This is a genomic window from Bradyrhizobium sp. HKCCYLRH2015, from assembly GCF_051168215.1.
In the GTDB taxonomy this organism is placed as follows: Bacteria; Pseudomonadota; Alphaproteobacteria; order Rhizobiales; family Xanthobacteraceae; genus Bradyrhizobium.
Window position 1 is genome coordinate 631,355 of record NZ_JBNPUO010000002.1, and the last position, 18,643, is coordinate 649,997.

Below are 18,643 nucleotides of genomic sequence, written 5' to 3' on the forward strand. Positions count from 1 at the left end.
GAGCTGATCCGCCTCACTGCTGCTTCTGCAGCAACAGGCTGCTCCATCCCTCGATTCTCAAATGCCGGATCGGAACCAGGCCACGGGCACGATAGGCGGCGCGGACGGCGCGTGCCTGCGGGGTCAACAGGCCCGACAGGATCACGAAGGCCCCCGGCGCGAGGTGGCGCTGCATCGGCGCAGCCAGCTGGCGCAGTGGGTTGGCCAGGATATTCGCCAGCACCAAGTCGAACGGGCCGGCTTCGGCAAATTCCGCGGCAGCGAAGCCGGTGGCCCGGATCACCTGGACCAGGGGGCCGGCGCCGTTGAGCCGGGCGTTTTCCCGCGCCACCATGACCGAGGGCGCATCAATGTCGCTCGCCAGCACGGACCGGCGCGTTGCCTTGGCGGCGGCAATCGCGAGCACGCCGGTTCCAGTGCCGAGATCCAGCACGCGCCGCGGCGCGCGCGTCTTGAGCACGTGATCGAGCAGCAGCAGGCAGCCCCGGGTGGTGCCGTGATGGCCGGTGCCGAAGGCGAGCGCCGCCTCGATCTCGATTCCGAGCTTGTTGCCGGGCACGCGGGCACGGTCGTGGCTGCCGTGGACCATGAAACGACCGGCCGGGACCGGAACGAGGTCGTCCAGGCTGGCCTTGACCCAGTCCTTGGCCTCGACGACCTCGAACGTCAGGGTCCGGGCCACGTCGGCGCCCGCCGCCCCGCCGACGAGCTCGCGCACCAGCGCTTGGTCGGGCGGATCGGCAAAATGCACCGTGACGTCCCAGCGTCCGTCCGGACGCTCGAACGCCGCAACCGCCGCGTCCCCCTCGAAGAACACCTCGGTCAGGACGTCGACCGCCGGGCGGGCGGTCGCTTCATCGGCAACCGTGAAGCTGGCCTTGTGGGTGGCGGGCGTAGTCGTTGAGGTCATCAAGGTGGATCCTGGCGAGATTTGACGGCGTGGTTAAGGGAATTGCCTGCCAACGCAAGCGATAGGACCGCAATTCTGCCGGATCTGCGCATCCAGCGGTTGTATAATGCCTTTCCTGATCCGAATAAAAGTTGAGGTTCAATTGCAGCGAAGAATCTCTGCAACTTGACCTGGGGGGATTATCCCGACTTTAGGGTCTCGGCCCCTAATGTTCCCGCCATGGGAACCGGATGATCCTCGGTTCCTGGGTTGGGAAACGAGGTTCAGATGAAGTCCATTCTGTCGAAGTTCTTGCGTGATGAATCCGGCGCCACCGCCATCGAATACGGCCTGATCGCAGCCGGCATCTCGCTGGCGATCATCGCCGCCGTCAACGGCCTGGGCAGCTCGCTCAGCAGCAAGTTCGACTCGATCAACACGTCCCTGAAGTAATCCGCCCGACGCGGCGTTCTCGAAGAACCGGGCCCTGCGCCCGGTTTTTCTGCTTGAGGCCATATCAACCGCCGGGTCCACAGCATATCCACACGGCCGTGCACTGATTGTTTGGCAGTCGATCCACAGTGCGTCCTCAGCTTGTCCACACGGACGTCCGCCGCCTTTCCACCCCTTATTCTCAGCCGAACAGAGCGCGATGGTCCGCCAGGATCGCCTGGGCCGCATTGTGGCCGGGGGCACCGGTGACGCCGCCGCCGGGGTGGCTGCCCGAGCCGCAATGGTAGAGCCCCTTCAGCGGCGAGCGATAGTCGGCGTGGCCGAGCATGGGGCGGGCCGAGAACAACTGGTTCAAGGTCAGCGCGCCGTGAAAGATGTCGCCCCCGATCAGTCCGAACTGGCGTTCGAGATCGAGCGGTGACAGCACCTGCCGGCCGAGCACGCTGGCGGCAAAGCCCGGCGCATAGCGGTCCACGGTCGCGATCATGAGGTCGGCAACCTCGTCGCGGTGATTGTCCCAGGAGCGGCCGTCCGGCAGCTCGGGCGCGACATGCTGGCAAAACAGGCTGGCGACGTGCCGGCCTGCCGGCGCCAGCGTCGGGTCGAGTGTGGACGGGATCAGCAGCTCGACCACGGGATCGCGGCTCCAGCCATGCGCGCGCGCATCGAGATAGGCCTGGTCCATGTAGCCGAGGCTCGGGCCGAGGATGATTCCGGCGGAGAGATGGTCGCCGTCGCCCGGCAGCGCGCTGAACGAGGGCAGCCGGTCGAGCGCCACGTTCATGCGGAACGTGCCCGAACCGCAGCGCCAGTTCCGGATGCGGTTCAGGAACGGCTCGGGCACGGCGCCGGCCGGCACCAGGCGCGTGTAGAGCAGCTTCGGGTTCACGTTGGCGACGACGTGGCGGGCGCGGATGGTGCGGCCATCCTCGAGCACGACGCCGACGGCGCGGTCACGCTCGACGATCACCTCGCGCACGCCGGCCTCGAGCTCGACCAGCGTGCCCAGTTCCTTCAGGCACCCGGCCATCGCCTGCGTGATCGCCCCCATCCCGCCGATCGCATGGCCCCAGACGCCCTTCTTGCCGTTCACCTCGCCGAAGGCGTGATGCAGCATCACATAGGCCGAGCCGGCGGCGTAGGGACTGGCATAGTTGCCGACGATGGCATCGAAGCCGAACAGCGCCTTCACCAGGTCGGTCTCGAAGATCTCGTCGAGCATCTCGCCGGCCGAGCGCGTGAACAGGTCGAGCAGGTCGCGCTGCTGCTCCAGCGACAGCGCGCGCAACGTGTTGGCGGTGCCGAGCGCGTTGAACGCCTCGCGGATCGCCGATAGCCCGAACTGGGCGACCAGGTTTGGCGGCGCCCGCAGCACGAGGCTGCGCAGCACGTCCGCGATCGCCTCGAGCCGGGCCGAGAACGGGCCGATCGCGTCGGCGTCCCGCGGGCTCAGCCGCGCAACCGACGCCAGCGTGCGACCCTCGCCCGTCAGCAGATAGCGACCGTCCGGCGAGGGCAGGAAGTTCTGCGCCCGGCGCTCGACGATCTCAAGCCCGTGCTCATGCAGCTTCAGGTCGGAGACGACGCGCGGATTGAGCAGGCTCACCGTGTAGGATGCGACGGAGTTGCGGAAGCCCGGATGAAACTCCTCCGTCACCGCGGCGCCGCCGACAACCTTGCGGCGCTCGACCACATGCACGCGCAGGCCCGCCATGGCGAGATAGGCCGCACAGGTCAGGCCGTTATGGCCAGCGCCGATGATGATGACGTCGGTTTCATTCATGTCAGCTTCAAAAAGCCCTGTTTAATCACCCGCACCGGGAACCTCGGCTGGTGCTGTCGCGCCGGAAGGCTGCGACGTCAAGGAAAACTCCATTTTGCCTCAGCTGCTCGCCATACCGCCCTGCGATCCGCTATGTCTCGTCTGCTCATCGCGGTCCGGCCTCGGCATCTGATGCCGGCCGCGCTGCTGCCGGAGTTGTCATGACCTCAATCGCCTCGCCCGCCGCCGTCGCTCAGCCCTCCGCCGCACGCAACCGGCTGGTGCTCGTCGTCTATACCGCCGCCATTTTCGTCAGCGCGCTGCTGCTGTTCTCGGTGCAGCCGCTGTTCACCAAGATGGTGCTGCCGCGGCTCGGCGGCTCGCCGGCGGTGTGGTCGGTGGCGATGGTGTTCTTCCAGTCCCTGCTGCTGGCGGGCTACGCCTATGCGCATTTTCTCACCCAGTTGCCCAGCCGGGTGCTGCCGATCGCGATCCATCTGCTGCTGCTCGGTTTCGCTCTGCTGACGCTGCCGTTGTCGATCGCGAGCAGTTGGGGCGACCCGCCGACCTCGGGCTACGGGCTGTGGCTGCTCGGCCTGTTCACCGTGTCGATCGGCCTGCCGTTCTTCGCGCTCGCCGCCAACAATCCGCTGCTGCAGGCGTGGTTCGTACGCACGGGCCATCCAGCCGCGCCCGACCCGTACTTCCTCTATGCGTCGTCGAACATCGGCAGCTTTCTGGCGCTGCTGTCCTATCCGCTGCTGATCGAGCCGATCTTCAGCCTGCGCATGCAGAACCTGATCTGGACCGGCGGCTATGGCCTCCTGATCGCGCTGATCGCCGGCTGCGGCGTCCTGCTGCTGCGGTCGCCGGTGATCGTCGCGAGCCTGCTGCACACCGAGGACAGCCATGCCCCGGCGCCACGCTGGCTGCTGCGCCTGCGCTGGATATTCCTGGCCGCGGTGCCCTCGGGCCTGCTGATCGCGGTGACCGCGCACATCTCCACCGACGTCGCGGCCGCGCCCTTGCTGTGGGTGCTGCCGCTGTCGCTCTATCTGCTCACCTGGGTGCTGGTGTTCCAGTCGCGGCCGCTGCTGCCGCACAAATGGATGCTGGCGCTGCAGCCGCTGGCGATCGCCGGCGTGATCGTGCTGCTCGCCTTCGGCGGCGAGCAGAATCTCGCGCTCACGCTCGGCGGTCATCAGCTCTGCTTCTTCATCATCGCCATGGCCTGCCATGGCGAGCTCGCGCGCACGCGCCCGCCGGCCAAGTATCTCACCGGGTTCTATGTCGCGCTGTCGTTCGGCGGCATGGTCGGTGGCCTGTTCGCCGGGTTGATCGCGCCGTTCACCTTCTCCTGGGTCGCCGAGTATCCGATCCTGCTGGCGCTGGCGGCGTTGTGCCGCCCGGCTGCCAATGAGCGCCTGCCCGGGCTCACGCGCTGGTACTGGCTCCTGCTCGCGGTCATTGCGGTCGCGCTGCTGGTGCCTTCAGGCATGACCGGCAAGGTCACGACCTATCTCGAGGACCACCGCGTCTATGTCGCGGGCGCCGTGGGCGTGCTCGCCGCGCTGCTCGCTCTGCTGCTGAACGGCGGCCGCTGGAAGGTGTTCGCGACGGCCGCACTCGCGCTCGTCCTGATCCGCGCCTATCCGGCCGATGACGGCCGCGTCGAAACGGTGCGCAGCTTCTTCGGCGTGCACAAGATCGTGGTGACATCGGACGGGCACTACCACGTGCTGATGCACGGCACGACCATCCACGGCGCGCAGAAATATCTCAACGCCGACGGCTCCAAGGTGACGGGGCGGCCCGAGCCGATCACCTACTATCACAAGGACGGCGGCATCGGCCGCGCCATCACCGCGATCCGGGAGCGCAAGGGCGCGCCGCTCAAGGTCGCCGTGATCGGCGTCGGCGCGGGCACGCTGACCTGCGCGGCCCAGCCCGGCGAGAGCTGGAATTACTTCGAGATCGACCAGACCATGGTCGACACCGCCAGCGATCCGAAATATTTCAGCTACATCAAGAGCTGCGCGCCGGACTTCAAGCCGGTCATCGGCGATGCCCGGCTGACCTTCGCCAAGGAGCCGGACGGCGTCTACGATCTGATCATTGTCGACGCCTATTCGTCTGATGCGATTCCGATCCACCTCGCGACGGAGGAGGCGATGGCGATCTACAAGGCGAAGCTGGCGCCACAGGGCGCTGTCGTGATGCACGTCTCCAATCGCCATCTGGAGCTGGAGAGCGTCGTGGTCGGCATCGCCGACGCCAACGACCTGAAGAGCTGGGTCTACAACGAGGACTCCGGCCGCGACGACGAGTACATCTTCCCGACCGACGTCGTCGTCAGCGCGCGCGACGATGCCGATGTCGGCAAGCTCGCCTCCTCGGACAAGTGGACCGAGACCGAGCCGACCGACGGCGAGCGGGTCTGGACCGACGACTATTCGAATATTCTCGGCGCGGCGTATCGGCGGCTTCGCGACGGCGAGTAGGCGAGGGCGCACGCCGCGTTCCCGCCGGTTGGGCGGCCGTCAGGATTCGGGTGGCGCGCGCCATGCGGCATGCGCGTTCGGAAAGAGGTGCGCTCCTCGATTCCGAATCGGCGCCGGTTGCGTCGCGTCAAATGTTCGCCGCTTGGTTCATCGCGATGGAGCGATATTGCATCGCAGAACATAGCACGATCTGCTTTCTTCAGCGGCTTTGTTGCGGAGCTGTCACGATCATGCTACCTTGAGGTGCGTGCCTCATAAAAGTTCCACGACGATGAGGCTCTCGGGAGGAAAGCGGCGGCTCGGTACGCGGCGCGGTAAGTCTCACACGACATCTTCACGACTCGAGGGGTGACGTCGATTTTGGCGACGCCCGTGCGCCTCGGGTTTTGTCGAGTTCACGTCGAGACCTGCGGTGCCGTGCGGGTGCAGGCCTCGTCCCGGGCGCGGAACGTGTCTTCAATGAGTACAAAACGCCGGTCGCATCAAGCAGGCCGGCTGACATGGGAGGGGTTTGATGAAGCGTCTTTGGATGGTCGGCGCGTCTGCTCTGTTGGCGATGGCGCTCGGTGTGGGCTCGGCGGGAGCGGCCGACAAGAAGGTCCTCGCCTTCGTCGTCAACGGCGCGTCCGACTTCTGGAAGATCGCCGAGGCCGGCGTGAAGAAGGCGCAGGGCGAGCTGCCCAACTACAACCTGCAGCTCAAATATCCCGAGCAGGCGGCCGCCGCCGTGCAGCAGCGGATGCTGGATGACCTCGTCGCGGCCGGCGCCGCCGGAATCATGGTGAGCGCCGTCGATCCGAAGAACCAGACCGAGCACCTCAACAAGATCGCGGCACAGACGGTGCTCTTCACCACCGACAGCGACGCGCCGCAATCGAAGCGCATCGCCTATATCGGCTCCTCCAATACCGAGCTCGGCAAGGACGCCGGCAAGCTGATGCTGAAGGCGCTGCCGAACGGGGGCAAGTGCGTCGGCTTCGTCGGCCTGCTCGGCGCCGACAACGCCCGCGAGCGCATCGAGGGCGTGAAGGAGACCATCAAGGGCTCGAAGGTCGAGCTGGTCGACGTGCGCGGCGACGAGATCGACCAGACCCGGGCCAAGCGCAATGTCGAGGACATCCTGGCGGCGATGCCCGATGTGAGCTGCCTGGTCGGCTTCTACTCCTACAACACACCGCGCATCTACGAGGTGCTGAAGGAAGCCGGCAAGCTCGGCAAGATCAAGATCATCGGCTTCGACGAGGATCCGATCACGCTCGGCGGCGTGAAGGACGGCGCGATCGAGGGCACGGTGGTGCAGCAGCCGTTCGAATGGGGCTATCAGGGCATGAAGCTGATGGCGAAGGTCGTTGAGGGCGACAAGTCGGGTGTGCCGGCCAACGGCATCATCATCGTGCCCGGCAAGGTGATCGAGAAGTCGAACGTCGACGACTTCATGGCGCAGATGAAGCAGATGCTGAAGAAGTGACGCGACGGCCGGCGTGCGCGAGCCCTTCCTCGAGCTGATCGACATCGGCAAGACCTATCCTGGCGTGGTCGCGCTCGACCACGCCAACCTGTCGGTCGCGCCCGGAGAGGTGATCGCCCTGGTCGGCGAGAACGGCGCCGGCAAGTCGACCCTGATGCGCGTGCTCGGCGGCGTGGTGGAGCCGAGCAGCGGCACGATCCGGATCGATGGCGTGGCGCGGGCCAGCTATGCGGTGGCGGACGCGATCGCGGCCGGCATCGCCTTCGTCCACCAGGAGCTGAACCTGTTCGACAATCTCGACGTCGCGGGCAACGTCTTCATCGGGCGTGAGCCGGTCTATGGCGGGCCGCTGCGGCTGATCGACCGCGCGACGCTGCGGACCAGGGTGCGCCCGCTGATCGCGCGTCTCGGGGCCGATTTCGAGCCGGATACGCCGCTTGCCGAACTGTCCCTGGCGCAGCGCCAGCTGGTCGAGATCATGAAGGCTTTGTCGCTCGATGCGCGCTGCGTCATCATGGACGAGCCGACCTCCAGCCTCACCTTGTCGGAAACCGAGCGGCTGATGCATGTCATCGCCGGCCTGAAGGCGGACGGGGTCAGCGTCATCTTCATCACGCATCGCCTGAACGAAGTGATGCAATGCGCCGATCGCGCCATCGTGCTGCGCGATGGCCGCATGGTCGGCGCGCTGACGCGAGACCAACTCAATCCTGCAGCGATGATCCGGCTGATGATCGGCCGGGACCTGCGGTCGCTCTACGTGCCGCCGGCCGCGCCGCCTGGCGAGGCCGTGCTCGACGTCATGGAGGCCGTGACCGCAACCTATCCCAACCAGGCCGTCAGCCTGCAACTCCGGCGCGGCGAGATCCTCGGACTTGCCGGCCTCGTCGGCTCCGGCCGTACCGAGCTCGCGCGCGCCATCTTCGGCGTCGAGCCGCTGCTGGCCGGGGGCCTCAGCCTGGAGGGCGAGCCGATCCGCATCTCGACGCCGCGCGCGGCGATCGATCGCGGCATCTATCTCATTCCGGAAGACCGCAAGGCCTGCGGCCTCTTGCTCGACCTGTCGATCGCCGAGAACGTCTCGCTGCCGGATCTCGCCTCCTATCTGAGCTTCGGACTTGTCGACATCAGGCGCGAGGCCGAGAATGCCGATCGACAGCGCGAACGGCTCAAGATCCGGGCGTCCGACGTCAAGGTGTCGGTCGGCACCTTGTCGGGCGGCAATCAGCAGAAGGTCGTGCTCGCCAAATGGCTGTCGATGCGGCCGAAGGTCCTGATCTTCGACGAGCCGACCCGGGGCATCGATGTTGGCGCCAAGCAGGAGATCTACGACATGCTGCGGCGGCTGGCGGATTCCGGTGTCGCGATCCTGATGATCTCGAGCGACATGGAGGAGGTGATCGGGGTGAGCGACCGGATCGCCGTGATGCATGAAGGCATGATTTCAGGTTTCTTGGCGAGAGACGAGTTCAGCGAGCACAACGTGCTTCAGCTCGCCGTCGGCCATACCGTCTGAGCGAGGGCGCCCGTGCAGAAGAAAGATCTCAGCCTGCTGATCCTGATCCTGGTGGTCGGCGCCGTCGTGGCCTTCATCAACCCACGCTTCCTCTTGGTCGGCAACCTCTCCAACACCGCCAACCAGGTCGGCATGTTCGGCATCTTCTCGATCGCCGAGGCCTTCGTCATCATCGTCGGCGGCATCGAGCTTGCGGTGGGGTCGGTGATCGCGCTGCTCGGCGTGCTGTTCATCGACCTCATCGTCAACCGGGACGTCGACTGGGTCGCTGCCTTGTTCCTCATCCTCGCCGGCGGCATCGCCATCGGCTTGGTCCATGGCACGCTGGTCACCAAGATGCGCATCCAGCCCTTCGTGGTGACCCTGTGCGGACTTCTGATCTATCGCGGCGCGGCGCGCTACTACACCGAGGATGCCACGGCCGGCTTCGGCTATGGCGCGAGCTTCCCGGCGCTGGAATGGCTGGCCGCCGGCCGCACCGATGTCCTCGGCTTTCCGCTGCCGCACAGCGTCGTGGCGCTCGCGATCGTCGCCGGCATCGCCTGGCTGGTGCTGCACCGGTCGGTGTACGGCCGCTATTTCTACGCCGTCGGCAAGAACGAGGAGGCGGCGCGCTATTCCGGCATCCGGTCCGACCGGGTGACGATCGCGGCCTATGTGATCTGCGGGGCCCTGACCGCGCTCGCCGCGGTCCTGCTGGCGATGTATACCCGTTCGATCTCGCCGGCGGTGCACGGCTCGTTCTACGAGCTCTATGCGATCGCCGCCGCGGTGCTCGGCGGCTGCTCGCTGCGCGGCGGCGAAGGCTCGATCATCGGCGTCGTGCTCGGCACGGTCCTGCTGCAAGTGTTGCAGAACCTGGTCAACCTGCTGGGCATCCCCAGCTCGCTCAATTTCGCCGTGATGGGCACGGTGATCCTGATCGGCGTGCTGGCCGACCAGTATCTCGTGCAGCGGCGCAAGCGCATGCCGACGGCCCGCGGGCAGGCCAGCGCCGATCGTGCGTCGGCCTCGCTCGGGCGCGTCAACGCCGAGTGAGAAGATCCCAACGGGCCGAGCGCCGCCTGGTGGCCACGCCCGGTTGCTGGGATCAGTGCGCGATCAGTCCTGATAGGTGTAATAGCCGCGCGGCTGGTAGTAGGGCCGCGGCTGGTAATAGCGCGGCTGGGCGTAGCTCGGATTGCCGTTGTCGTAATAGTACTGCTGCGGCTGCTGCTGCGGATAGGCCTGGGCGTCATAGACGCGGCGGGCCGTGCCGGGCGGTGCCGGATAGCGCGCACCGTTGTCGCTGCCGTCGGCGGGATAGATGTAGCCGTCATCGGGCCGCTGCTGCGGAACGACCGGGCGCCCCGGCAGCATCTGCGGCTGCGGCGTCAGCACGACCGGCTCGCCACTGTCGTCATACTGCTGCGGCGCCTCGCGCCGCGCAACAGCGGTGCCGCGGCGTGGATTGCGCGCCAGCGCCACCTCGGCCGATCCGGTCAGCGTCACCGTGGTGTTCAGCACGCCGTCTTTCTGTACCAGGTCATAGAGCGTCGTCGCGTTGGCCTTGGACAGCCGGACGCAGCCGTGGGACGCCGGGGTCCCGAGGCGGCTTTCCGAATCCGTGCCGTGAATCGCGTGACCGACCTTCGTGAAGAAGATCGAATGCGGCATCGGCGCGTCGTCGAATTCCTTGGAAAAATGATCGGCTTCCATGCGGAAGGCGCGGAACGAGCCATTCGGCGTTTCCCGCGAGGGAATGCCGGTCGAGACCGGCCATCGATAACGCTCGACGCCATCGACGGCGACAGTCATGATCTGGTTGTTCTTGTCGACGGTGATGTCGATCTTGGCCAGAGCCGGCGTGGCCGACAGAAAGGCGAAGCCGGCAACGGCAAAAAGGATGGTACGCATCTAACCTCTGGCCTCCAGGGCCCTCGACTGTGGAGAGACCTCAAAACGGGACGTCAACGCCCAGGTCATCGCCTCGGCCTGCACTATGTCGGAATTGCCGGATTTGTTCCAGCCGAGGGCAGCTTCAACCTTAATGGCGGGCGGGGGCCGGACAAAGGCTCGGCCTGTTCATCCGCGCTGACATTTTCGCGACCGCGGACGGTCTTTCATTCCGGCGTTTGGGACTTCTCTAATCGGTCCAATTTGTCATGACCGCGCAACTTTTTGGCCGCATCCGCGTTTCAAGGGTTCCTCCATGCGGTTCCCAGGACTCAAAATGTTGACGATGAAGGCCAAGACGGCGGTGCTCGACGATCGCGCGCCGCATAAGCTGACCTATCTGCTGGCTGCGCTCGCACTGTTCATCCTGGCGTTGGCCTGGCTGGCGCTGCCGCAATTCGCCCACGCCCAGGGCATCATCCGTGGCGCCCATGAAGGGGCGCACGAAGGCAACCGTATCGCCGGCCCGGTGGGCGGCGTCGTCGGCGGCGCGGTCGGTGCCGGTGTCGGCGGAGCCGTGGGCGCCGTCGAAGGCGTGCTCGGCGTCCCGCACCGCTCGTATTACCACCGGCACTATCACTGCCGCGGATATCGCGACGGCTACGGCCGCTTTCACTGCTACCGCTGAGCTGTCACCACCAAGCTGAGGCGCCGGCTCAATGCTTGAGCCGGTAGCCGGTCTTGAAGATCCACAAGATGATCGCCATGCAGATCGCCAGGAACAGCAGCGTCACGCCGACGCTGATTTCCACCCTGACGTCGGCGATCTCGTAGAAGCTCCAGCGAAAGCCGGAGATCAGGTAGACCACCGGGTTGAGCAGCGCGATCGAGTGCCAGGTCGGCGGCAGCATGTTGACCGAGTAGAAGCTGCCGCCGAGGAACGTGAGCGGCGTCACCACCAGCATCGGGACCATCTGCAGCTTCTCGAAGCCGTCGGCCCAGATGCCGATGATGAAGCCGAACAGGCTGAAGGTCACGGCCGTCAGCACCAGGAACGACAGCATCCACACCGGGTGCTGGACGTGCAGCGGCACGAACAGCCCGGCGGTGGCGAGGATGATCAGCCCGAGAATAATGGATTTCGTCGCGGCCGCGCCGACATAGCCGAGCACGATCTCGAAATGCGAGATCGGCGCCGACAGGATCTCGTAGATCGTGCCGATGAACTTCGGGAAGTAGATCCCGAACGAGGCGTTGGAGATGCTCTGGGTCAGCACCGACAGCATCACGAGGCCGGGCACGATGAAGGTGCCGTAGCTCACGCCGTCCACTTCGCTGATGCGCGAGCCGATCGCGGCACCGAACACGACGAAATAGAGCGAGGTCGACACCACCGGCGACACGATGCTCTGCAGCAGCGTGCGCCAGGTGCGGGCCATTTCGAACTTGTAGATTGCGGCGACCGCGCGAAAATTCATTGCCGCACCAGGCTCACAAAGATGTCTTCAAGGGATGATTGCTTGGTCTCGAGATCGACGAAGCGGATGCCGGCAGTCCTGAGATCGCCGAGCAGGCTGGTGATTCCGGTGCGCTCGCCCTTGGTGTCGTAGTCGTAGGCGAGCCGCCAGCCGTCGTCGGACAGCGCGAGCTGATAGGGCGCGAGCGCCTCGGGGATGGTCTCGATCCGATGCTGCAGCTGCAGGCTCAGCCGCTTCCGGCCGAGCTTCGCCATCAGCTTGGCCTTGTCCTCGACCAGGACGATCTCGCCCTTGTTGATGACGCCGACGCGATCGGCCATCTCCTCGGCTTCCTCGATGTAATGCGTGGTGAGAATGATGGTGACGCCGGTGGCCTTGAGCTCGCGCACGACGTCCCACATGCCCTTGCGCAGCTCGACGTCGACGCCCGCGGTCGGCTCGTCCAGGAACAGCACCTGCGGCTCGTGCGACAGCGCTTTCGCAATCATCACGCGGCGTTTCATGCCGCCGGACAGCGTGATGATCTTGGCGTCCTTCTTGTCCCAGAGCGACAGGTCCTTGAGGATCTTCTCGATCAGCGCCGGGTTCTTCGGCTTGCCGAACAGCCCCCGGCTGAAGCTGACCGTGGCCCATACGGTCTCGAATGAATCGGTGTGCAGCTCCTGGGGCACCAGTCCGATCAGCGCCCGCGCGGCGCGATAGCCGCGGTTGATGTCGTGGCCGCCGACCGCGACCTTGCCCTTGGACGCATTGACGATGCCGCAGATGATGCTGATCAGCGTCGTCTTGCCGGCGCCGTTGGGCCCGAGCAGCGCGAAGATCTCGCCCCGCTCGATCGCGAGATCGACATTGTTGAGCGAGGTGAAGCCCGAGGAATAGGTCTTCGACAGGCCGGTAACGGAAATGACGGGAGCCATCACGGGGATTCGATGCGAGGGATTCGAAAAGAGCGGGGGAGCTGCGCGGAGGAGGGGCGCAGGCGAAGCGCTCAGATAGGAACGGGGGGGCGTTCGCGCAATCATGCGCGCGACCATCGATCGTGTCGCTTGTTGGGCTTTTCCGTGGCCAATATGGTTAGGTGTTGCCGCTCAGCCACGGCTGGCGAGGATCGCCGCCTCGCGATGTCCGACAATGTTGCGTCCGCGAGCATCTTGGGTACGGTCGCGCCGTCTCGACATTTCCGCCGCGGAGAAGGACCGATGACGCCACGCGCCAGCACCGTTCGACCCACCTTCAAGCGCAGCCTGTCGGCGCGCTGCTTTGGCATCGTGGCCCTGGCCGTTGCGCTGGCTCTGCCGCTCGGCACCGGATCGGCCAGGGCGGCACCGAGCCCCGCGGCCGCAAGCACCGCCAGCACGACGCATGTCTATCTGCTGCGCGGCGTGCTCAACATCTTCTCGCTGGGGCTCGACGACATCGCCGCCAAGCTGGATTCGCAGGGCATTCCAAACACGGTCGCCAATTTCGTGTCGTGGTCGTCGCTCGCCGACGAGGCGGCGGCCGCCTATCGCGCCGGCCGGATCAAGACCATCATCCTGGTGGGGCATTCCTCGGGCGCGACTGCGCTGCCGGACATGATCAACAAACTCGGCCAGCTCGGCGTGCCCGTGAAGCTCGCGATCGGTCTGGACTCGGTGTTCAAGACCAAGCTCGTCGGCGGCAACGCCGAGCGCTACATCAATTTCTACATCGCCAGCGGCGCCGGCGAGCCGGTCCGCCGCGACGACGGCTTCCGCGGCAAGCTCGAGAATGTCGACGTCCAATCGGTTCCCGGTGTTGGCCACGTCACGATCGAGAAGAACCAGATCATGCAGCAGAAGGTGATCGGTGCCATCGATGGCGTGGTGTTCGGCGGGCGGGGCCGCCCGACGGCGGCGCCGCCGACCCGCATGGCCGCTCCGCAGCGCGCTGCGAACGTCGCCGGCTACCGGTAATCGACGACCGCGCCACTGGGCGCGCGCCCCAAAATGCTCCCATTCAGTGGCGACAAGCGGTATGGCAGGGGGGAGATGAGACCCTGCTCGATCTGAGCTTGTGAGCTTTCCCGGGAGCGCGAATGACCAGCGTGGCGCGAATCGCGAGACGGTGGCTCGGTCCAGCCAAGGCGGCTGCCGGCAGGAGACGGCTTGCGATCCTCCTCGCCGCACCTTTCCTCGCCGGACTTGCGGCGCCGAGCATCTCGCAGGCCGCCCAGCCCGGCGCTGCTTCCGCCCCTGCGCCGACCAGATCCGCGAAGGCATCCCCGGCAGTAACCCCCGCGGCGATCCGGGCCGTACCCGCTGCGCCGCCCGAGATCAGCCAGCCGCTGCCGCCGCCGCGGGTGTACCTGTTCCGCGGCGCGCTCGGTCCGCTGTTCTCGACCGGGATGGACCGTCTGGCCGAAAAGATCGAGGCGGCCGGCTACCGGGCCAGTGTCTATGAATTCACGCTGTGCGACCTGATCGCGCTCCAGGTGGCCAAGAACTACCGCCAGGAGCCGGGCCCGATCGTGCTGATCGGCCATTCGATGGGCGGGCTGTGCAGCGTGCGCATCGCGATCACGCTGCAGGAGCAGAACATCCCGGTCGCCCTCGTCGTCACCGTCGATCCGGCGCATGCGACCAAGAGCGTGCCGTCCAACGTGCAGCGCTTCATCAACCTGTTCCTGTCCGACAACATTCTCGGCGGCGGCGACGTCAAGCCGGAGCCCGGCTTTCGCGGTCACTACGCCAGCTTCGACATGAAGGATCATGACGAGGTCACGCACATCAACATCGACAAGATGGAGGACGTGCACGCCCAGTTGGTCACCATGATCAGCCAGTTGTCGCAGACCTCGGCTACTGCCGACGCGGATCCGGTGCCGCTGCGATATCTGGTGCCGCCGACAGCCTCCGTGGAGCTGTGGGACAGCGGCACTGCTCTGGCGGTGAGGCCGGGCGAGACCCTGGACCAGATCGCCGCCAACTATCACGTTCCGCTCTGGGCGCTCCAGCAATCCAACCGTGGCCTCGCCACCCAGCCGTTGGTCCCGGGCCAGCGCATCATCCTGCCGCGCCACCTGCTGCCGCAGGCGGCAAACCAGGCGCCGCAGCCGCCTTCGGCAGCCCAGGCCAGGCGCTGAGCGGCCTTAGCCCGGCGGCAGGAACGGAATGATCATCGGCACGCGCTGCCGGTAGGTGACGTAATCCGGCCCCAGCTCCTGAGCGAGGAAGACCTCTTCCATCTTCGCCTTCCAGGCCATGCCGAGCGAGATCAGGACGGCGCCGAGCACGGCGGTCACCGTGCCCACCGCGATGCCGGTGGCGATCATGCCGAGGATCAGTCCGGTATAGATGGGGTGACGGACCATGCCGTAGGGGCCGGTGTCGATGACCTTGTGGCCTTCCTTGTGGGTGATCGCGTTGGACCAGAAGCGGCCGAGATGGATGCGCGCCCACCAGGTGAAGGCGATGCCGGTCAGGGTCACGACGGTCAGCAGGTAGACGCCGGTCTCGCCGGGGTGCCAGAACGGCTTCTCGCCGAGCAGGCGCGAGGTCCACGGCGTGAACAGGATGCCGCCGAACACGATCAGCGCGTGATAGCGGCTGGTCTTGATCACCGTCACATGCTTGCGGGTCTGCCCCGACCAGAATGAGGCACCGACCCAGCTCGCCAGCCAGATCAGCCAGATGATGGCCAGCAGCGAGGTGGGCCAAGTGGTGGTCCAACCGCTGAACGCAAACGACGAGATGGGGCTGGCATCGCCGGACATGTCTTGGAACCGTTATGAAACCTGGGACCGGCTGCTCTTAGCTATTCGGCCGCGGTGCGAAAAGGGTGTTGTTTACCGTCGAGACGCTTTCCCGCCTCGGAACCGAGCAGGAAGGCGATGGTCTCGCGCAAGGTCGGCTCGATCGGGCGTGGAACGTAGCCGAGCTCGCGCTTGGCCCTGTCGATCGACAGATCCGAGGCCGCGCGGGCGATCCGCACCCCCTCGGCGGTGCCGGACGGGCAGCGCTTGGTGAGGTGATCGGAGACGAACTCCAGCATGCCCGCCGACAGCTCGGCCAGCCGACCGGGCACGGCGACTGCGACATGCTTGCGGCCGCTGATCGCCGCCATGAGATCGAGGATGCGGCTGAGGCGCAGGCTTTCGCCGCCGAACACGTAGCGACCGCCGACCTTGCCGCGCTCCATCGCCAGGATCAGGCCCGCCGCGACGTCGCGGACGTCGACCAGGTTGACGATGAAGTCGAGATAGAGCTGGACCCGGCTGTCCAGGAAATGCCGCAGCATCTGCGACGGCGGTGTCAGATTGCTGTCATGCGGCCCGATCGGCATCGTCGGCGTGCCCACCACGACGGGGAAGCCCTCCGCGGCGGCTGTCATGGCGCGCGCCTCGGCCAGCGCCTTGGAGCGCGTATAGGCCCCGGGCATCGCCTCGGCCGGCGGTGCTGTTGGCGCCGATGCGGCACCGGTCGAGCGGGGATAATCGAACAGGATGGATTCGGTCGAGCAGTGCAGGAACCGGCGCACCCGGCCGGCGCGTGCGGCCGCCAGCACCGTTTCCGTGCCGATGCAGTTGACGCGATAGAAGTCCTCGCGGTCAGGCATCCACATGCCGGGCAGTCCGGCGAGATGATAGACCTGATCGACGCCGGCGACCGCCTGCTTCACCAGGCCCGCATCGAGCACCGAGCCTTCGATGTACTCGACGTCAGCGATCATGTGGCTGGGGCAGCGAATATCGAGCACACGCACCTCGGCGCCCCGCGTCACGAGCGCAGAGACGAGGTGATGGCCGATGAAACCGCTGCCGCCGGTGACGAGGATTTTCATTAGGGACGCGAGTGCTGATCGCCTTGAAGCCGGTCCGATGCAAGCCGATCCGGCGACCAATTCGGCGCGATGAGGTCGGCCACCGAAGGCCGCAGACCCAACGCCATGTACAATTTCGCCATCACGAACATCGGACCGAGAAAGAGATGCGCCGGATGATCCAGCAGAGACGGATTGTTGCGCTCGAACACCTTGTGGCCCACGGCCTGCGAGACGAAGCCGAAGATGATGAGCGCGGCAAACAGCGCCCAGAAGGCGACACCATGGACGTGATCGGCGATCATCATGGCCGCAGCAAGGAACAGCACCGCGAAGGCCAGGATGCCGGCCCCGAGTGCGGCATCGAGCAGCAGCCAGTAGAGCAGGACGGGCAGCGCCAGCACGGCGCCGAGGCCGATGCGGATGCCGAACGCGTCGAAATGCCACAAGCTCAGCGGCAGCACGGCGCCCAGGAACAACAGGATGATCCCGAACACATGCATCAGGCCGTTGCGCGGATCGCGATGATATTCGACGTAGTCGACCATTTGGCGTCGGAACATGGCGTTCATGGCTGGCTCGCTCGTCAATGAGATCGACCGCCGCTCAATCGACGGCCGCAAAGAGGGGGCTATACCATCAAGCGGCTGTGTCGACAAACCCAGCAATCACGGCCCATCCGCATGGCTGCGCAACCGCACTTGAAAACAGGTTCCATTCGCGCCCTGTCGGGCAGAGCGCATCGGCAGCCTGCTGATATGACAGTCGCACCTGCAGCGCTCCGGGTTCATGGCCTCCGCGCAGGTCTCAATTGCATCAATTGCGACGCTTGCGAGGGCCCTGCTTGCCGGTCGCTGCCGGAGCAGGGGGCTGAGGCGGCGCGGCCTCTTCGACGGTTTTTGCGATCGGGATGATCTGGATCTGCTGATTGACGGCGGCGGCCGGCTTGGACGGGTCGAGCAACTGCTCCTCGCCTAGTCCGATCGATTGCAGCCGCTTGACCGAGATCTTGAAGGTGTTTGCCAGGATGTCGCGGATCGCGTCGGCGCGGCGCTGGCTCAGGATGACGTTGGACTCGCGCTTGCCGTTGGCTTCGACATGGCCGACGATCAGGAAGGTGTAGGGCAGCAGGTCGGAATACACCATCGCATCGGCGATCCGCCCGACGGTCTGGTAGGATTCCGGACGCACGATCGGCGTGTCCACGTCGAACTGGATGTCGACGTTGAAGGCCGGCAGATTCATCAGCTCCGGCGCGATCGGCGGGCGCTTCTGCGGCGGCGGCTCGTTGCGCCCGCGCGACCTGGAACGCTCCTGCGTCTGCTGCTTCAGCGCCGGAAGATCCAGCGCAGGCGCGGTTTCGAAGCGGCCGAGCTGGCGCACGATGTCCTCGCGGCTCAGCTCCTGCGACCACGCGGGCGCGCCCGCGGCCACCAGCGAAGCCAAGATCAGCCCTGACAGCGAGGATGTCGCGGTCCGCCGCATCAGCGATACCCCGCTTCGCCCATCGCCTGCTGGCATCGCGCGCTCACGCCGTTGGTCGTCAACAGGCACGGGATCGATTTGCTCGTCTCCTTGGTGGAGCCGCCGCACAGCTTGACGATCTCGCGCTGGCAGGCATTGGCGACCGTGACCCGCGCGGCGATGCGCTTCTGGATCGCCTCGAACGCCTTGAAATAGGTCGCCTTGCACTGCGCGGACACCACGTCCTGGTTGCGCGAGAGGCATTCCTTGAGGCGGTTGGAGTCGAGATTGACGCCGCGGCAATTGGCGGTGATGTCGGCGCCGCAGCTCGACGCGATCAGCCCCGCGGAGTCGCCAAAGCTCATCGTCTGCGCCGCCGCCAGCGAGGGCACACACAGCGCGACCGCAACACTCAACAGAATGGATCCCCGGACCATGATTGCATCTCATACGATGCA

General features: G+C 66.0%; 18 protein-coding genes. 8 read left to right on the top strand and 10 right to left on the bottom strand.

The window, feature by feature from the left end; all coding sequences use genetic code 11:
- Positions 1 to 13: 13 nt before the first annotated feature.
- Positions 14 to 910 carry a 50S ribosomal protein L11 methyltransferase gene (locus ACQR1H_RS06960; RefSeq protein WP_315802176.1) on the bottom strand — a complete coding sequence of 299 codons (897 nt, stop codon included), beginning with the start codon at positions 908 to 910 and terminating at the stop codon, positions 14 to 16.
- Between the two features lie 267 nt (positions 911 to 1,177).
- Here ACQR1H_RS06960 and ACQR1H_RS06965 point away from each other — a divergent pair, with 267 nt between their 5' ends.
- Positions 1,178 to 1,342 (top strand): Flp family type IVb pilin, encoded by a 165-nt coding sequence (locus ACQR1H_RS06965; RefSeq protein ID WP_315802129.1) that lies wholly within the window; start codon positions 1,178 to 1,180, stop codon positions 1,340 to 1,342.
- Positions 1,343 to 1,523: 181 nt separating this feature from the next.
- Here ACQR1H_RS06965 and ACQR1H_RS06970 read toward each other — a convergent pair whose 3' ends face one another.
- On the bottom strand, positions 1,524 to 3,125 hold the full coding sequence (locus ACQR1H_RS06970) for a phytoene desaturase family protein (protein WP_316181732.1): 1,602 nt from the start codon (positions 3,123 to 3,125) through the stop codon (positions 1,524 to 1,526).
- Positions 3,126 to 3,325: 200 nt separating this feature from the next.
- Here ACQR1H_RS06970 and ACQR1H_RS06975 point away from each other — a divergent pair, with 200 nt between their 5' ends.
- The 4 genes from ACQR1H_RS06975 (at position 3,326) to ACQR1H_RS06990 (ending at position 9,627) form a co-directional block, all read left to right on the top strand.
- A complete protein-coding gene (locus ACQR1H_RS06975) occupies positions 3,326 to 5,605 on the top strand; it encodes a spermidine synthase (RefSeq protein WP_434907336.1) in 2,280 nt (759 codons plus the stop codon).
- Between the two features lie 514 nt (positions 5,606 to 6,119).
- Positions 6,120 to 7,073 carry a sugar-binding protein gene (locus tag ACQR1H_RS06980; protein WP_410051968.1) on the top strand — a complete coding sequence of 318 codons (954 nt, stop codon included), beginning with the start codon at positions 6,120 to 6,122 and terminating at the stop codon, positions 7,071 to 7,073.
- Between the two features lie 13 nt (positions 7,074 to 7,086).
- A complete protein-coding gene (locus tag ACQR1H_RS06985; protein WP_434907337.1) occupies positions 7,087 to 8,589 on the top strand; it encodes a sugar ABC transporter ATP-binding protein in 1,503 nt (500 codons plus the stop codon).
- A gap of 12 nt (positions 8,590 to 8,601) precedes the next feature.
- Positions 8,602 to 9,627, top strand: coding sequence for an ABC transporter permease (locus ACQR1H_RS06990; protein WP_315802133.1), 1,026 nt, complete (start codon positions 8,602 to 8,604; stop codon positions 9,625 to 9,627).
- 63 nt (positions 9,628 to 9,690) lie between these two features.
- Here the strand turns inward: ACQR1H_RS06990 and ACQR1H_RS06995 are convergent, their stop codons facing one another.
- Positions 9,691 to 10,485, bottom strand: coding sequence for a L,D-transpeptidase (locus ACQR1H_RS06995; RefSeq protein ID WP_434880311.1), 795 nt, complete (start codon positions 10,483 to 10,485; stop codon positions 9,691 to 9,693).
- A gap of 316 nt (positions 10,486 to 10,801) precedes the next feature.
- On the opposite strand from ACQR1H_RS06995, the gene ACQR1H_RS07000 reads away from it, so the two are divergent.
- Positions 10,802 to 11,152: a hypothetical protein gene (locus ACQR1H_RS07000; protein ID WP_315802135.1), complete on the top strand. Its 351-nt coding sequence runs from the start codon at positions 10,802 to 10,804 to the stop codon at positions 11,150 to 11,152.
- A gap of 28 nt (positions 11,153 to 11,180) precedes the next feature.
- On the opposite strand, the gene ACQR1H_RS07005 is transcribed toward ACQR1H_RS07000, so the two are convergent.
- Positions 11,181 to 11,942: an ABC transporter permease gene (locus tag ACQR1H_RS07005; protein ID WP_315802136.1), complete on the bottom strand. Its 762-nt coding sequence runs from the start codon at positions 11,940 to 11,942 to the stop codon at positions 11,181 to 11,183.
- Positions 11,939 to 12,859: an ABC transporter ATP-binding protein gene (locus ACQR1H_RS07010; RefSeq protein ID WP_434907338.1), complete on the bottom strand. Its 921-nt coding sequence runs from the start codon at positions 12,857 to 12,859 to the stop codon at positions 11,939 to 11,941. Before ACQR1H_RS07010 ends, ACQR1H_RS07005 begins: the two co-directional genes overlap by 4 nt.
- A 282-nt stretch (positions 12,860 to 13,141) precedes the next feature.
- Between ACQR1H_RS07010 and ACQR1H_RS07015 the strand changes: the two genes are divergently transcribed.
- Positions 13,142 to 13,876 (top strand): hypothetical protein, encoded by a 735-nt coding sequence (locus tag ACQR1H_RS07015; protein ID WP_434907339.1) that lies wholly within the window; start codon positions 13,142 to 13,144, stop codon positions 13,874 to 13,876.
- A gap of 122 nt (positions 13,877 to 13,998) precedes the next feature.
- Positions 13,999 to 15,045 (top strand): alpha/beta fold hydrolase, encoded by a 1,047-nt coding sequence (locus ACQR1H_RS07020; protein ID WP_315802139.1) that lies wholly within the window; start codon positions 13,999 to 14,001, stop codon positions 15,043 to 15,045.
- 6 nt (positions 15,046 to 15,051) lie between these two features.
- Here the strand turns inward: ACQR1H_RS07020 and ACQR1H_RS07025 are convergent, their stop codons facing one another.
- The 5 genes from ACQR1H_RS07025 to ACQR1H_RS07045 all read right to left on the bottom strand — a co-directional run bounded on the left by ACQR1H_RS07025 (position 15,052) and on the right by ACQR1H_RS07045 (position 18,622).
- The gene (locus ACQR1H_RS07025; RefSeq protein ID WP_434907340.1) at positions 15,052 to 15,675 is read right to left on the bottom strand and encodes a methyltransferase family protein; all 624 of its coding nucleotides are present in this window, start codon (positions 15,673 to 15,675) and stop codon (positions 15,052 to 15,054) included.
- A gap of 41 nt (positions 15,676 to 15,716) precedes the next feature.
- Entirely contained in the window at positions 15,717 to 16,742 is a 1,026-nt protein-coding gene (locus tag ACQR1H_RS07030; RefSeq protein WP_434907341.1) for an NAD-dependent epimerase/dehydratase family protein, read from the bottom strand.
- On the bottom strand, positions 16,742 to 17,293 hold the full coding sequence (locus ACQR1H_RS07035) for an Mpo1-like protein (protein WP_315802142.1): 552 nt from the start codon (positions 17,291 to 17,293) through the stop codon (positions 16,742 to 16,744). Before ACQR1H_RS07035 ends, ACQR1H_RS07030 begins: the two co-directional genes overlap by 1 nt.
- Before the next feature lie 244 nt (positions 17,294 to 17,537).
- On the bottom strand, positions 17,538 to 18,206 hold the full coding sequence (locus tag ACQR1H_RS07040) for an OmpA family protein (RefSeq protein ID WP_434907342.1): 669 nt from the start codon (positions 18,204 to 18,206) through the stop codon (positions 17,538 to 17,540).
- The gene (locus ACQR1H_RS07045; protein WP_434907343.1) at positions 18,206 to 18,622 is read right to left on the bottom strand and encodes a hypothetical protein; all 417 of its coding nucleotides are present in this window, start codon (positions 18,620 to 18,622) and stop codon (positions 18,206 to 18,208) included. Before ACQR1H_RS07045 ends, ACQR1H_RS07040 begins: the two co-directional genes overlap by 1 nt.
- Between the last annotated feature and the right edge of the window lie 21 nt (positions 18,623 to 18,643).

Bases quoted from the DNA above. Each gene is read 5' to 3' on its own strand.
- ACQR1H_RS07040 (WP_434907342.1), bottom strand. From the start codon at position 18,206: ATGCGGCGGACCGCGACATCCTCGCTGTCAGGGCTGATCTTGGCTTCG.
- ACQR1H_RS07025 (WP_434907340.1), bottom strand. From the start codon at position 15,675: ATGTCCGGCGATGCCAGCCCCATCTCGTCGTTTGCGTTCAGCGGTTGG.
- ACQR1H_RS07000 (WP_315802135.1), top strand. From the start codon at position 10,802: ATGTTGACGATGAAGGCCAAGACGGCGGTGCTCGACGATCGCGCGCCG.
- ACQR1H_RS06970 (WP_316181732.1), bottom strand. From the start codon at position 3,125: ATGAATGAAACCGACGTCATCATCATCGGCGCTGGCCATAACGGCCTG.
- ACQR1H_RS07035 (WP_315802142.1), bottom strand. From the start codon at position 17,293: ATGAACGCCATGTTCCGACGCCAAATGGTCGACTACGTCGAATATCAT.
- ACQR1H_RS07020 (WP_315802139.1), top strand. From the start codon at position 13,999: ATGACCAGCGTGGCGCGAATCGCGAGACGGTGGCTCGGTCCAGCCAAG.
- ACQR1H_RS06960 (WP_315802176.1), bottom strand. From the start codon at position 910: ATGACCTCAACGACTACGCCCGCCACCCACAAGGCCAGCTTCACGGTT.
- ACQR1H_RS06975 (WP_434907336.1), top strand. From the start codon at position 3,326: ATGACCTCAATCGCCTCGCCCGCCGCCGTCGCTCAGCCCTCCGCCGCA.
- ACQR1H_RS07010 (WP_434907338.1), bottom strand. From the start codon at position 12,859: ATGGCTCCCGTCATTTCCGTTACCGGCCTGTCGAAGACCTATTCCTCG.
- ACQR1H_RS06965 (WP_315802129.1), top strand. From the start codon at position 1,178: ATGAAGTCCATTCTGTCGAAGTTCTTGCGTGATGAATCCGGCGCCACC.
- ACQR1H_RS07015 (WP_434907339.1), top strand. From the start codon at position 13,142: ATGACGCCACGCGCCAGCACCGTTCGACCCACCTTCAAGCGCAGCCTG.
- ACQR1H_RS07045 (WP_434907343.1), bottom strand. From the start codon at position 18,622: ATGGTCCGGGGATCCATTCTGTTGAGTGTTGCGGTCGCGCTGTGTGTG.
- ACQR1H_RS06995 (WP_434880311.1), bottom strand. From the start codon at position 10,485: ATGCGTACCATCCTTTTTGCCGTTGCCGGCTTCGCCTTTCTGTCGGCC.
- ACQR1H_RS07005 (WP_315802136.1), bottom strand. From the start codon at position 11,942: ATGAATTTTCGCGCGGTCGCCGCAATCTACAAGTTCGAAATGGCCCGC.
- ACQR1H_RS06980 (WP_410051968.1), top strand. From the start codon at position 6,120: ATGAAGCGTCTTTGGATGGTCGGCGCGTCTGCTCTGTTGGCGATGGCG.
- ACQR1H_RS07030 (WP_434907341.1), bottom strand. From the start codon at position 16,742: ATGAAAATCCTCGTCACCGGCGGCAGCGGTTTCATCGGCCATCACCTC.